At 52.9% G+C, this 13139-nt stretch carries 11 protein-coding genes, 1 pseudogene and 1 CRISPR repeat array; all 12 genes and pseudogenes read left to right on the forward strand.

The features are described from left to right. Positions 1-26: 26 nt before the first annotated feature. Positions 27-1691 carry a CRISPR-associated endonuclease Cas4g/Cas1g gene (gene cas4g/cas1g, locus JD108_RS01820; protein ID WP_198828320.1) on the forward strand — a complete coding sequence of 555 codons (1665 nt, stop codon included), beginning with the start codon at positions 27-29 and terminating at the stop codon, positions 1689-1691. A 71-nt stretch (positions 1692-1762) separates the two neighbouring features. Further along, the gene (locus tag JD108_RS01825) at positions 1763-1987 is read left to right on the forward strand and encodes a CRISPR-associated endonuclease Cas2 (protein ID WP_407649414.1); all 225 of its coding nucleotides are present in this window, start codon (positions 1763-1765) and stop codon (positions 1985-1987) included. 378 nt (positions 1988-2365) lie between these two features. Further along, positions 2366-4575: direct repeats of the CRISPR family, unit length 36 nt; unit sequence GTCCGAACAGATAGTGAAAAGCTGAGAAGTTAGCAC. 18 nt (positions 4576-4593) lie between these two features. Further along, positions 4594-4938 carry a YkgJ family cysteine cluster protein gene (locus tag JD108_RS01830; RefSeq protein ID WP_198829947.1) on the forward strand — a complete coding sequence of 115 codons (345 nt, stop codon included), beginning with the start codon at positions 4594-4596 and terminating at the stop codon, positions 4936-4938. A gap of 276 nt (positions 4939-5214) precedes the next feature. Then, a complete protein-coding gene (locus tag JD108_RS01835; protein ID WP_198828322.1) occupies positions 5215-5577 on the forward strand; it encodes an amino acid ABC transporter permease in 363 nt (120 codons plus the stop codon). Beyond that, positions 5561-6202: pseudogene (locus tag JD108_RS01840) on the forward strand (amino acid ABC transporter ATP-binding protein); the annotation flags it as partial. The gene JD108_RS01835 and the pseudogene JD108_RS01840, both read left to right, overlap by 17 nt. Positions 6203-6292: 90 nt before the next feature. Further along, positions 6293-6601: an aldehyde dehydrogenase family protein gene (locus JD108_RS01845; RefSeq protein ID WP_456062006.1), complete on the forward strand. Its 309-nt coding sequence runs from the start codon at positions 6293-6295 to the stop codon at positions 6599-6601. Between the two features lie 291 nt (positions 6602-6892). Then, positions 6893-7612 carry a Flp pilus assembly protein CpaB gene (cpaB, locus tag JD108_RS01850; protein ID WP_198828323.1) on the forward strand — a complete coding sequence of 240 codons (720 nt, stop codon included), beginning with the start codon at positions 6893-6895 and terminating at the stop codon, positions 7610-7612. A gap of 26 nt (positions 7613-7638) precedes the next feature. Beyond that, positions 7639-8910, forward strand: a complete 1272-nt coding sequence (locus tag JD108_RS01855) for a CpaE/TadZ family protein (RefSeq protein ID WP_198828324.1) — start codon at positions 7639-7641, stop codon at positions 8908-8910. Beyond that, positions 8888-10276, forward strand: a complete 1389-nt coding sequence (locus JD108_RS01860; protein ID WP_198828325.1) for a TadA family conjugal transfer-associated ATPase — start codon at positions 8888-8890, stop codon at positions 10274-10276. Before JD108_RS01855 ends, JD108_RS01860 begins: the two co-directional genes overlap by 23 nt. After that, positions 10270-11196, forward strand: coding sequence for a type II secretion system F family protein (locus tag JD108_RS01865; protein ID WP_198828326.1), 927 nt, complete (start codon positions 10270-10272; stop codon positions 11194-11196). The genes JD108_RS01860 and JD108_RS01865 overlap by 7 nt, the downstream gene beginning before the upstream one ends. 13 nt (positions 11197-11209) lie before the next feature. Continuing rightward, on the forward strand, positions 11210-12103 hold the full coding sequence (locus tag JD108_RS01870; protein ID WP_198828327.1) for a type II secretion system F family protein: 894 nt from the start codon (positions 11210-11212) through the stop codon (positions 12101-12103). Positions 12104-12139: 36 nt separating this feature from the next. Further along, positions 12140-13033: a hypothetical protein gene (locus JD108_RS01875; RefSeq protein ID WP_198828328.1), complete on the forward strand. Its 894-nt coding sequence runs from the start codon at positions 12140-12142 to the stop codon at positions 13031-13033. Positions 13034-13139 lie beyond the last annotated feature (106 nt).

Genomic DNA, 13139 nt, shown 5'->3' on the forward strand with positions numbered 1-13139 from the left:
GGCAAACACAGGAGGTCCCTATTGTCATGTCGACTATTCCTATTCGGATGTTAAATGAGGTACAGTATTGTGAGCGTCTCTTTTACATCATGCATGTGCAAGGACTTTTTGAGGACAGCGTAGATACAATAGAAGGAACCGCTCAACACCGACGGGCTGAAATGAGACTAAGAAAAGGGGAGATTGCACCAGAAGAACTCTGGGGCAACGCTCCCTTTAGTCTACATCTGGGAGATGAGCAATTAGGGATTGTCGGTAAATTGGACACGGTATCCCTTGAAGACAATCAATGGTCTCCGGTGGAAGCAAAGCATTCATCTTCGCCGGACGCTTCCCGGTCATTTTTTGTTGGGGAGTATGAACTATCGGGAAGCGCATGGCCCAATGACCAGATTCAACTTTGTGCTCAAGGCATGCTGCTTCGCTCCAATGGCTATCGCTCCGATTACGGCTTTTTGTACTACAGGGGAAACAAACGAAAAGTAAAAATTGAATTTACCGAAGAACTCGTGAAGGCTACCCAGGCTTGCATTGACAGGGCTAAGATAATTGAGAAATCCGGCATCCCTGGACCGTTGCAGGATTCGAACAAATGCTTTCGCTGTTCAATGAATTATGTCTGCTTGCCTGATGAAACAAACTATTTGCTCGGGACTAGTACAAACATCAGGAAAATTGTTCCGGACCGATCAGATGGCGGAGTATTGTATGTGATGGAACACGGTGCCAGGCTCGGGAAATCGGGAGAGAGTTTGACCATATCATACAAAGACGGACGGGTAGACGATATTCCCATAAAGGATTTAGTCCACGTTACACTGATGGGAAACGTGCAATGTTCTACTCAATTGCTGCATTTTCTCATGGCCTGTGGAGTCAGTATTAGCTATCTCAGCAGTCACGGAAAATTGGTCGCGGTAACTACTCCCCCTGTCAGTAAAAATATTGGGGTCCGCAAAAACCAATTTATTAAGTTCCAACACCCAGAAATAGCACTAAAATTGGCAAGATGGATTGTACAAGCGAAGATAGCCAACCAACGGACTTTGATACGACGAAATGGAAATGTACAAAAAACAGTATTGCATGAAATGAAGGAGTTGCAGAAAAAAGCGGAAATCGTGGAGAGTCTGGATAGCCTGAGAGGTATAGAGGGGCGTGCTGGCAGACTTTACATGCAATCCTTCCCTACCATGCTAAAAAAACTGGAATATGAAGAAAAGCTGATTATGAACGGTCGAAATCGCCGTCCCCCTAAGGATCCGGTGAACGCCCTACTGTCGTTAGGATATACCCTTCTTGCTAGAGATGTTTATGCGACATGTGTGAATGTCGGCCTCGATCCACTTTTTGGTTTTTATCATAGCATGGAACCGGGTCGTCCCTCTTTAGCTCTGGATATTATGGAACCCTTTCGCCCTCTCATCGTAGACAGCGTTGTTCTGCGTGTGTTAAATACAGGTGAAGTACAAAGAGAAGACTTCTATTGGGGACCGGATAGCTGCCAATTAAAGAAAAATGGACGAAAAGCCTTCTTCGCCGCATACGAGCGCAGAATGCAGGAAATGCTTACTCACCCAAGCTTTGGGTACAAGATCAGTTATCGTCGGACATTGGAGCTTGAGACACGTATGGTAGCCAGGTATCTCGATGGTGAACTACCCGAATACCGTCCATTGATTACAAGGTAGCTATGAGACAATATGTATTGGTTAGTTACGATATTGGAGATCCTAAAAGATGGCGGAAGGTTTTCAAGTTGATGAAGGGATATGGTGACCATGTACAGTATTCGGTATTCATTTGCCAACTGACGGGTGTACAAGAGGCCGAACTCAAAGCAAAGCTGGAAGATATCGTCCATCACAAGCAAGATCAAGTGATGTTTGTCCAGATTGGACCTGTGACAAAAAACCAGTTAGATAAGAGGATATCCACAGTAGGGAAAGAATACCTGCCGCGAGATATTACCAAACTTATCTATTAATCACTATATAAGTTGTTAGATTTTTCAAGTTATGATAAAATAAAGCTGGCATCTATAGGATGTCGGTAATCCCGTGCATGTGCACTGTACGTGATAAACGTACGATCACGGGTAACTTCTTTCTTTCACTATCTGTTCGGGGATTTGACCAGCGATGGATTCGGACCCATCGCTTAGGTCGAATCCAATTTTTTTCATGCGAGCACTTGCTCAGGGCAAAAACATCAGATGTTGCTCGAATGCGTTGGTACTACTGGGTTCCTGCGGATTTTCTCATGGTAGTTGGTGGGTTTAGGATACCCTCATGATGAACGAAATTTGGGTTGCTCGAAACAGAGGGCTGAAAAGATTCCGGTTGTAGTGTTGGTGCGAGCAGCAGTCCGAACAGATAGTGAAAAGCTGAGAAGTTAGCACGACGCGGAATCGGATGATGATCTCCTGCAGAGGTATGTCCGAACAGATAGTGAAAAGCTGAGAAGTTAGCACAAAAGATGCTCACGGCGAATCCTCCCCTGTTTCGGGGTCCGAACAGATAGTGAAAAGCTGAGAAGTTAGCACTTGAGTACCTCATGATAGTTAGCCACAACTAGATAGTCCGAACAGATAGTGAAAAGCTGAGAAGTTAGCACTGTCAGGGTAGAGCCGATCTTCCAAACATTTGGATGGTCCGAACAGATAGTGAAAAGCTGAGAAGTTAGCACGCGGGGATCGGCGGAATTGATCTGGCGGCTCAGTGGGGTCCGAACAGATAGTGAAAAGCTGAGAAGTTAGCACAACAGCTTGCGGCCATATTTCCACGCCAGGATGATGCCGTCCGAACAGATAGTGAAAAGCTGAGAAGTTAGCACCTCCGTTGAGTTGCGTGATCTGATCGCCAAGCTGGTCCGAACAGATAGTGAAAAGCTGAGAAGTTAGCACTAGGGAGAGGGGTAGCGTGTCGCGTTATCCCGGATGTTGAGTCCGAACAGATAGTGAAAAGCTGAGAAGTTAGCACCCGTAGTAGGACAAAAAGTACTTTTTATCCCTCATTTGTCCGAACAGATAGTGAAAAGCTGAGAAGTTAGCACCCCACAATCAACGCCCCCTCCAGCAAGATTTACAATCGTCCGAACAGATAGTGAAAAGCTGAGAAGTTAGCACAAATCAGTTGATTTAGTAAAGAGTTGATTTGCCCCTCGTCCGAACAGATAGTGAAAAGCTGAGAAGTTAGCACCGTCGAGCTTGCCGCGAACCCACTCCGCAAACTCCGTCCGAACAGATAGTGAAAAGCTGAGAAGTTAGCACTTGGCGTTTGATATTGCGCTGGTGCTGGGCCTGAGACGTCCGAACAGATAGTGAAAAGCTGAGAAGTTAGCACACGAGGTTTACGGTCAACTTAGCCTCCGGTGCTGATGCGTCCGAACAGATAGTGAAAAGCTGAGAAGTTAGCACATGGTGAAACTACCTGGTTTGGATGCGGTTAATACGTCCGAACAGATAGTGAAAAGCTGAGAAGTTAGCACACGGTAAGCCAAGCGGATCGTTTACCACGGCGCATTGTAGTCCGAACAGATAGTGAAAAGCTGAGAAGTTAGCACTCGTTCCCGACCATCAATTTCATTTTTACTGCCATCATTCGTCCGAACAGATAGTGAAAAGCTGAGAAGTTAGCACAAATTATCCATAGGCATTATTCCATCGTGCAGACGTCCGAACAGATAGTGAAAAGCTGAGAAGTTAGCACCCCGACTGCCACAATTGCGCCTGTAGGCAGGTTATCGTCCGAACAGATAGTGAAAAGCTGAGAAGTTAGCACCCCGCTTGTAATACGTAAGTCCCTTGGCTAGAATGGTCCGAACAGATAGTGAAAAGCTGAGAAGTTAGCACATACTTATCCAATGAAGAGGCTTGAGGATGACTATAAGTCCGAACAGATAGTGAAAAGCTGAGAAGTTAGCACAAATTAAATCATCGTTGATTTTATACAATTTTCGCTGGGTCCGAACAGATAGTGAAAAGCTGAGAAGTTAGCACCACTGGCGTTCGTTGCTCCGAATAGCAGCTCAACGCGTCCGAACAGATAGTGAAAAGCTGAGAAGTTAGCACATAAATGCCCGTAGCTATAATACTTGGTCACTTTTTGTCCGAACAGATAGTGAAAAGCTGAGAAGTTAGCACCTAACCCTGAAGAGATGATGACAATTGAGGAGGTAGTCCGAACAGATAGTGAAAAGCTGAGAAGTTAGCACCTTCCAAGCGCGTGACGAGATAAGGGGCAGAGTTTCCGTCCGAACAGATAGTGAAAAGCTGAGAAGTTAGCACCGGCAGCTGTGATCGCCTCGGCTTCTGCCCGTGTGTCCGAACAGATAGTGAAAAGCTGAGAAGTTAGCACGTACCGACTGAGCGCACCCGCCGAGACCCTCGCTTCTTGTCCGAACAGATAGTGAAAAGCTGAGAAGTTAGCACACGTCCAGCACACGCGCATCTCCGCACGCGAGCGAGTCCGAACAGATAGTGAAAAGCTGAGAAGTTAGCACTGAGAGATGTAAGGGAAAATCTTGGATTGGAACCAGGTCCGAACAGATAGTGAAAAGCTGAGAAGTTAGCACTGAAAGGTTGTATAAATGATGGACACGTTACCTTGTCAAGGGTGTAATGGGTTATGCTGCGGTCCGGTTCCCATAACAGAGAAAGAATTGAAAACCATTCACAAAAAGATCAAGGCGTTTCCCCGAAAGGTTCGGACGGAACTGGAGACGCAGCCCCGATTATTTGGAACCTGCATTTTCTACGACATCAACCGGGATCGCTGCGGGATTCACGCCTTCCGGCCGGAAGTGTGCCGCGCCTTTGGCTATCATCAAGACCTCGTCTGTTTCCGCAAGCCGGAACTGGCCACCAAAGAGCCGCTCACCTGGAAAGAAGAGCCGATCGGGTACCTGAGCATCGATTTTACCTGGGCTGCTTTTTAAGGTGAGCGATAACGGATGTTTCCCGTAGGGGGAGCATCCGCTTTTTTTGTTCGATGCCATCACGCATCAGGGTATGATGCAGAATGGCCGTATTATCCCGAATTTTCTGGTTACTCGTCTGATGCCGCTCCGCTGTCGGCACTTCCTACCAAACAATGCTGGAGGAAAAAGGGAAGGCGCTCGACATCGAAATGAAAGTATACAAGCAGTTCGGCGATATGCTCAAGGACGTCGACAACAAGCGGATCGAAGGTGCGCTGTTCAGAAAGCGCTTACATGGCGGAGATTTTCCGGGCGGGCATCCAGTCGATTCCCAAAGGACAGATGGAAGCGGCCAAAGCGATCGGCATGGACGACTGGCTGGCGATGCGGCGCATCATTCTGCCGCAGGCCTGGAAGAACATGCTGCCAGCCATCGGCAACTCGGCGATCGCTTTGACCAAAAACTCTTCGCTCGCGGCGGTCATCACCGTGGCGGAGCTGATGCATCAGGGCCATCTGCTGGCCGCCGCCACCTTCAAAAACCTCGTGATCTTCACAATCGTCGGGGCGATCTACTGGCTGCTCCACTACCCGCTGGCGCTGCTCGTCGATTATCTGGAGAAGAGGGGAGGCGGCAACCATGCTCGAGCTCATTGAGATCAAAAAATCATTTGGAGATAAACCGGTCATCAAAGGCGTAGACCTCTCGATCGGAAAAGGGGAGGTCGTGGTCATCATCGGCCCCAGCGGCAGCGGAAAGAGCACACTGCTGCGCATGATGAATGTGCTGGAGTACCCCACCTCCGGAGACATCCGGCTGGAGGGGAAGTCCATCTTGTTCCGGGAAGCGGGGGGCAAGAGGGCGGAACGCTCCTCCAAGGAACTGAGCAAATTCCGCGCCGAGATCGGCATGGTGTTTCAAGGCTTTCACCTCTTTGCCCACAAGACCGTGCTGGAAAATCTGATCGAGGGACCGATTCAGGTGCGCGGGATGAAAAAGGAAGAGGCGATCGCCGAAGCCAAACAACTGCTGCAAAAGGTGGGGCTGGCAGAAAAATGGGATCAGTACCCCCACTCTCTCTCCGGCGGACAGCAGCAGCGCGTGGCGATTGCCAGGGCGCTGGCGAAACCCAAATTGCTGTTGTTTGACGAGCCGACCTCAGCGCTCGACCCTGAGCTGGTCGGAGAGGTGCTGGTCGTCATGAAAAACCTGGCGCTGGAAGGGATGACCATGGTCGTCGTCACGCACGAGATGGGCTTTGCCCGTGAGGTAGGCGACCGACTACGCCCTGTTCGCCATCTTCGCCAATCAGGGCGAAGTTTGCTCAGCCGGGTCCCGCTTGCTCCTGGAAGAGAGCTTGTTCGACCCGTCTTGGCTATTCAAACCTTTCGCACCGAAGAAGAAGCCATCGAGCTGGCCAACGGCACCCGATACGGCCTGGCCGGCGCCGTATTCACCTCGGATGTAGCCAAGGCGCACCGCGTCATCCGCAAGCTGCGGGCAGGGATTACCTGGATCAACACCTATCATCCCGCGTTTAACGAAGCGCCGTGGGGAGGCTACAAGCAAAGCGGGATCGGACGTGAATTGGGCACCTATGGATATGAGGAGTATCTGGAAATCAAGCAAATCAACGTAAATGTGAACGTACAGCCGAGCGGGTGGTTTCAGTGGCGCTGATACGACGGGCGAGGCAGGAGCCGAGCGGAAAACAGGATTTCAGATCCTGAGCCGCTCGGTTTTTTTTTGGCCGATACTTGCCCTTCCCTTCTGCGGCATGAGCAGGATGCCTTAAAGCATACCTATAACGGAGATGGGCAAAAGGAGGGACAACGCTAAGGACATGGTACTGGGTACTTTTTCTAAAAAACTGGTGTTTTTTTCTTATGTCCTGCAACCATTTCATGGGTTTTTCGGTCTATAGAGGAAATGTCTTGAAATCATTGTCATGTTTTGGCAGGAGGAAGCTTCATGATTGCGAAAGTGGGTTGGCGAATCTTCTTTATTTTGCTCAGCGCGGGGGCGATTGCCTACTCGGTGTACGAATATTTGGATTCCTTGCGCCAAACGACCGTGGTGATGGTGGCGGCAAAGGAAATCCCGCAGCATACGCTGATTACCGAAGAGATGGTAAAGCCGGTGGAGGTAGCAGTTGATTCCGCCCGTCTCCTCGTCCATAAGCCGTCTACGTCCAAAGAGGAAGTCGTGGGCGGAATTACGCTGCAGAAAATCGAAGCGGGCAAACCGTTCGAGCTGGATCCGCAGGTGCTGGTTTTTCCGGAGCAGCGGCATCTGTATCTGAGAAAAGACGGCAGCGTGGATGTCACCTATTTTATCCCCAAGGAAAAACGCTTGATTACCGTGGCTCTCCCGCCCGCCTCCGTGGTAGACAACCGCTTGAAAAAGGGAGATTGGGTGGATGTGATCTATTCTGCGAAATCGGAAGCGGCGGGAGGCACTGTGGCGCACATGATTCTCCAGCAGATCGAAGTGTTTGACATCGAGCCGGTCACCGGCAAAGGCGCCGATCGGGGCAATACCTTGCAGCATGTGACCCTGCTGGTCTCCCCGCAGGAAGCTGTCAAACTCTCGCTCGCAAAAAACACAGGGAACCTCGACCTGATTCTCAATCCATGGAATGGAGATCGGGAGCGTGTGACCCCGGTAACGAATTCGTTGCTGCTCAATTAAGGATTGGACGAAGAAGGTGAAATCGAATGGACTTTGACTATGCGCCTGCCAGTGCAGCCCCGTACATTCGGGTGGCCGTGGCAGACCAGGACCCCGCGTACATGCGTGAGCTCCACCGTTATTTTGAGAAGCAGCACGCCTCTATCCGGGTAGTCGCCCAGGTGCATTCGCTCGTGGAGCTGTACGCCTATTGCGGCGCCCATGACGTGGATGTGGTGCTGATCAATCTGGAGCTGATGCCCAGCCCGCAGGATGAGATCATTCAGATCAAAAACCGTCGGGTCGCCAAGATCATGATCCTGACCGACCAGATGGAAAAGCTGCGAAAGCTGCAATTGGACCACCACCATGGCTCTGTGGAGATCATGTACAAATACATACCTTTCGATTTGCTGCCGCCGCGCATCTATTCCTTTACGCCGGGGCATACGCAGCCGGTGAGGAGCAAGGCGGCCGTGAGCGAGATCCTGGGCAATGAGGAAGCGAGGCGGGTCCTGTTCTTTTCGCCGAAGGGCGGCGTAGGGAAAACGACCCTGGCCATCAACACGGCTTGCCAGCTGGCACTGAAGGAGAAAAAGGTGCTGCTCATCGACTTCGCTACCTTTGGCCAGGTGTCCGCCTACCTGTACCTGCCGCGGACGCGGGGGCTGACGGATGCCATCGGGATGATCGAGCAGGGCATCGGCCACAAGGAAGACCTCGTGCAGACGCTCAAAGAGTCCATCCACGAGGTGGAGGTGGAGGGGAAGAAGCTGCATGTGCTGAGCGCAGCGTCCCATTACAAGATGAGCAACATGACCCTGGACATGACCGACCGCATCCTGGAGGCACTGGAGACCCTTCATTATGACGTGATCGTGATGGATACCTCCACAGATCTGTCGCCCAAAAATATTTCGCTGCTGAGTGCGGCGACGGACCTCTTTTACGTCACGACGACCGATGTCGTGGCCAACTGGTCGCTCTTGTCCACCTTTGACATCGTGGAAAAGCTGAATCGGCCGCTGCAATCCCGTTACCTGGTGCTGAACCGGTACCACTCCTCGATCGGCTTTCCGACTGCGGAGCTGGAGGAAATCCTCTCCATGCCGATTGCGGAGACGATCCCGGATATGTACCAGCAAATCCAGGGATTCACCAACCGAGGCATCTCCCTGGTAGAGCGGCCTCACCTCAAGATCAACCGGTACTACCGGCGAATCGCCAACTACATCTGTCCGGTTTTTACAAAAAAGGAGCTGGGCAAAGGCTTCAGCTTGCGGGGGGTGTTCACGCGTGCGAGTCGAAGAGGCCATTAGACAGAAGAAGGCGGGCGTGCAGGCAGAGGGTGCGGGAGAAGCCCGCTCGCTCGATGAGAATCGCCTGCCTGAGCTGAAAGCCGCCGTCCGTGAACGGATCATCGAGCAGAACAAAAAGGACCAGCGCTTGTTGAGTCAACCGGAGCGATTGCGCCAGGTGATCTGGAAGGTGCTGGAGGAGGAGGGCGACTCCCGCTTCGGCCACCTGATCCTCACCCTGGAGGAGAAGCGGGGAATGGTGGAGGAGATCGTTCAGCAGCTCGTCGGCTACGGCATCATCGATCCCCTGGTAAAAAACGAACAGATTACAGAGATCATGATCAATGGCATCGAGCGGATTTTTATCGAGGAAAAGGGGAAGATGCGCCTCGCCCTGTCGGAGAAAGGGGTCCCGCTCCAGTTCGAATCGGAGGCGGAGCTGCTCCATCTGATCGAGAAAATCGTCGCCCCGATCAACCGCAAAGTGGATGAAAGCGATCCGATTGTGGACGCCAGACTGGCGGACGGCTCCCGTGTAAACGTGGTGATCCGGCCCATCTCGCTCGGCGGGCCGATCGTCACGATCCGGAAGTTTCCCGAGAATCCTTACAATATGCAGCAGCTGGTGGAGCTGGGCGCGCTCTCGCCGGAAATCGCGGAGTGGCTGGAGAAGCTGGTTCAGGCCCGCTACAATATCGTCGTGTCCGGGGGAACCGGATCGGGGAAAACCACGTTTCTCAATGCGCTCAGCATGTTTATCCCGCAGACGGAGCGGGTGATTACGGTAGAGGACGCCGCCGAGCTGAAGGTGACTCATATCGAAAACCTGGTTCGACTGGAGACGCGGCCGCCAAACGTAGAGGGCAAAGGGGCGATCACGATTCGCGATCTGGTGCGGACGGCGCTGCGGATGCGCCCGGACCGGATCGTGGTCGGGGAGGTGCGCGGCGGAGAGGCTGTCGACATGCTGCAAGCGATGAATACGGGTCACGACGGCTCGCTGACGACCGGACACGCCAACTCGGCGCGCGACATGCTCTCCCGCCTGGAGACGATGGTCCTGATGTCGGGATTGGAGCTGCCGCTCCCCGCGATTCGCAGACAGATCGCCTCGGCCGTGGAAATCATCGTTCACCTCGGCCGATTGCGTGACGGTTCCCGCAAAGTGCTGCAAATCTGCGAGATCCGCGATTACCGGGATGGCGAAATCGAATGCATCGACCTGTTCCGCTGGAAGATGGAGGGGACCGATGAAGACGGCCGTCTGCGGGGCCGCCTGGTCCCGACGGGGGAGGCGGTCCTCCAGATGGAAAAATGGCTGTCCCACGGCTTTTCGGAAGAGATGTTTGCCGCGTGGGCACGGGAAGCGGGGGAGCAGCCATGCTGATGACCTACATCGCCGTCATGCTCTCCCTGTATGTGCTGCTCCGCTCGTTTATCGAGCTGCTCTATGTGCTCATCTACGGGGAGTTTCCCCAGAAAAAAGGACTGATTCGCCAGATTGAGCGCTTGAACCACGTGGAGGCATCGGCGAAGAAGCGGTCCGGCGTGCTGTCCCGCTGGCTGCAGCTCGGCTCCTCATCGGATTCGAAAACGCTGGACTACCTGTTGATCACGGTATCGGGCGTACTCTTGTACCTCTTTGGCCTCCTGCTTTTTCAGAACCAGTTCTTTGCCATATTGTCAGGGTTGATGGGCATTTTCGTCCCCCGGACCCTGAAGAAAAACCGGCAGGAAAAACTGCGCCAAATCATGATCTTGCAATTTCGCGAGGCAATTTTGTCCATCGCCAGTTCATTGAAGGCAGGGGCGTCCCTCCAGGTGGCGCTGCTGCGCTGCCAGCAGGACCTGGCGAAGCAGCTTGGCCATAAAAAAGAACGCCCCATGCTGGACGAATTGGAAAAGCTCAACCGGGACATACAATTCGGCGTCTCGCTGGAGGAGGCGCTGCAAAAATTCCGCGATGCGATCAATCAGGAGGATGTCACGCAGTTTGTCGATGCAGCCCTGATCACCAAGTCGCGGGGCGGCAATCTGGCGGAAGTCATCCAAAACACGACGATGATGATTACGGATAAAATTACCGTCCAACAAGAAATTATGGTGGCGACGGCCCAAAAGCGGATGGAGGCCAAAATGCTTACCTTTATGCCGCTGGGCATCGTCTTGGTGATCATGGTCCTCAATCCGGGCTACATGGAACCGATGTACGACTCCTGGGTGGGCTCCAGCCTCATGTTTCTGGCCGCCCTCATGCTGATCGCCAACTACTTTCTCGGCCGCGCCATCACAAAGATCAATATATAGGGGGTGAAGACAGATGCCGATGCTGATTGCCTCCCTCTCCTTTGTTTTGGTGGTCCTGGTCTTGATGCCCACCAGGTGGATACACGTGCAAAAAGTGAAAAAAGGCTTCGTCTTTATGTCGTCCTACGTCGCCTCCACTACGCGAAAAGCCGGTCCGGTCCAGCTGATCACACCGTTTGCCATGAGCCTTTTGGCCACGCTGCGGATTCGCATCCGGCCCAAACAGCGCAAGGACATCCAGGTCAAATTGATTCACGCCGGGTTGTCCGAGAACTGGACGGTCGAGAATTTCGTCAGCGTGCAAGTGGCCTGTGCCTTGCTGGCTGCCCTTTACTTTCTGTTTTTGGGGTGGGCCAGCGGTCAGCCTGATTACTACCTGCTTGCGCTGGCGGTGGGGCCTCTCGGCTACCTGCTGCCGCAGCAATGGCTGAAGAGCAGAATCAAACGCCGCCAGGAGTCCATCCGGCGCGAATTGCCCCACCTGCTCAATGCGGTCGCGATTATGTGTGAAGCGGGCCTCCATCTCTTTCCCGCGCTGCGCGAGGTATCCACCCGCCAAAAAGGGGTGCTCGCCCAAGAACTGCTGATCGTCGCGAGTGACGTGAGCTACGGCGTGGGCCAAATCGAGGCGCTGGAGAAAATGGCCGACCGCTGTCAGGTGGAGGAGGTCAGCCGATTTGTCTCCGCCCTGTCGCAAACGATCGAGCGGGGAGCAGGGGGAATCACCGCGGTGCTGCGCCAGCAGGCTTCCGAGGTGTGGGAGGATCGCAAGAAAAAAGCGCAGAAGCTGGGTGCAGAAGCTTCGCTTAAGCTGTTTCTCCCCTTGCTGCTGCTTGCTTTTCCGGCCATGACGATTTTTATTCTCGGGCCGGTCTTTATCGAACTGTTCCGGTTTGTCCTGAACTGACCATACTTCAATGAATATACGAGGAGGACGCAACGAATGAAACTGCTATGGATCATGTCGCCGGCAACAGGGATCTATAAATCAGCCTTGGCACCTTTCAAGCGCGGACTGCAGCAGATCTACATGAGTGTAGATATGATCGTAGACGGAAGTTCATACCGTCTCGTCGGCATCTATCCGATGTCCGTGCTGCTGCGCATGGAAACCAATTTCGGACAGTTTGCGATTGTCGATCAGGAGGGCAGACTCGTATCTGACTATGATCTGACGCGCAGATGTCTGCGGATGTACCAGTTGATTGTGACCCTGGACAACAATCTGGCGTTTTTGCAAAAAAACCTGGCCGGTGATCCCCAAGCGTTCGCACCAATGATCCGCTGTGTGGAGGAGCTCGGGAAGCGCCTGTGCGCCCATCTCGGACAACAGGAGCGGGAGGCCGCCCAGGTCCACCTGGATGGCTACCAGGAATACCTCCAGACGGCGATGGAGCTGGGGAATCAGATGAATGCCCTGGGGAGAGAGATTATGCAGCGGCTGGAGCCGATCCGGGCCGGACAGCCGCTGAAGGAGACGGAGATCGGCGTGCTGGACGGACGGATGCTCGCATTCATGGAGGAGTCTCGCAAAAGAGTGCTGGTTCTGCTCGAGTCTCATACGGCCCGGACAGAATCGCGACGATTGCTGAAGGAAGCGATGGACAAAGAATGGTTTTCCAGCGGCGAAGAAAAGCTGGCCCGCAATGTTGTCGGTCTGCTGGACGATTCTTTCCGGGTGGAGCGGATCTCGATCCATGAACGGGGAACGCAGACGCGGGAGCAGGCGATCTGGACGATCGTAAACGAAGAGCGGGACTTTATCGGCAAGCATACAGATGAACTGCTCAAGAAAAAATGGCTGCTGGGAGCGGAAGGCGCAAGCATTCTGGCTTGATTCCCACCGCGGCGCTTGTCCGCAGGCCGAAAGGGGGTGGTAGAGGGGAGCAGATGTGCATCAGTTTCAGCTCGGCTGGACTGATCCAGTCTCATAGCAGGAAGGA

This window comes from Brevibacillus composti, assembly GCF_016406105.1.
Taxonomy (GTDB): domain Bacteria; phylum Bacillota; class Bacilli; order Brevibacillales; family Brevibacillaceae; genus Brevibacillus; species Brevibacillus composti.

What these genes read in the sequence shown, in the direction of transcription:
- cas4g/cas1g (WP_198828320.1), top strand. Translation starts at nt 27, where the DNA reads ATGTCGACTATTCCTATTCGGATGTTAAATGAGGTACAGTATTGTGAG.
- JD108_RS01825 (WP_407649414.1), top strand. Translation starts at nt 1,763, where the DNA reads ATGAAGGGATATGGTGACCATGTACAGTATTCGGTATTCATTTGCCAA.
- JD108_RS01830 (WP_198829947.1), top strand. Translation starts at nt 4,594, where the DNA reads ATGGACACGTTACCTTGTCAAGGGTGTAATGGGTTATGCTGCGGTCCG.
- JD108_RS01835 (WP_198828322.1), top strand. Translation starts at nt 5,215, where the DNA reads ATGGCGGAGATTTTCCGGGCGGGCATCCAGTCGATTCCCAAAGGACAG.
- cpaB (WP_198828323.1), top strand. Translation starts at nt 6,893, where the DNA reads ATGATTGCGAAAGTGGGTTGGCGAATCTTCTTTATTTTGCTCAGCGCG.
- JD108_RS01855 (WP_198828324.1), top strand. Translation starts at nt 7,639, where the DNA reads ATGGACTTTGACTATGCGCCTGCCAGTGCAGCCCCGTACATTCGGGTG.
- JD108_RS01865 (WP_198828326.1), top strand. Translation starts at nt 10,270, where the DNA reads ATGCTGATGACCTACATCGCCGTCATGCTCTCCCTGTATGTGCTGCTC.
- JD108_RS01870 (WP_198828327.1), top strand. Translation starts at nt 11,210, where the DNA reads ATGCCGATGCTGATTGCCTCCCTCTCCTTTGTTTTGGTGGTCCTGGTC.
- JD108_RS01875 (WP_198828328.1), top strand. Translation starts at nt 12,140, where the DNA reads ATGAAACTGCTATGGATCATGTCGCCGGCAACAGGGATCTATAAATCA.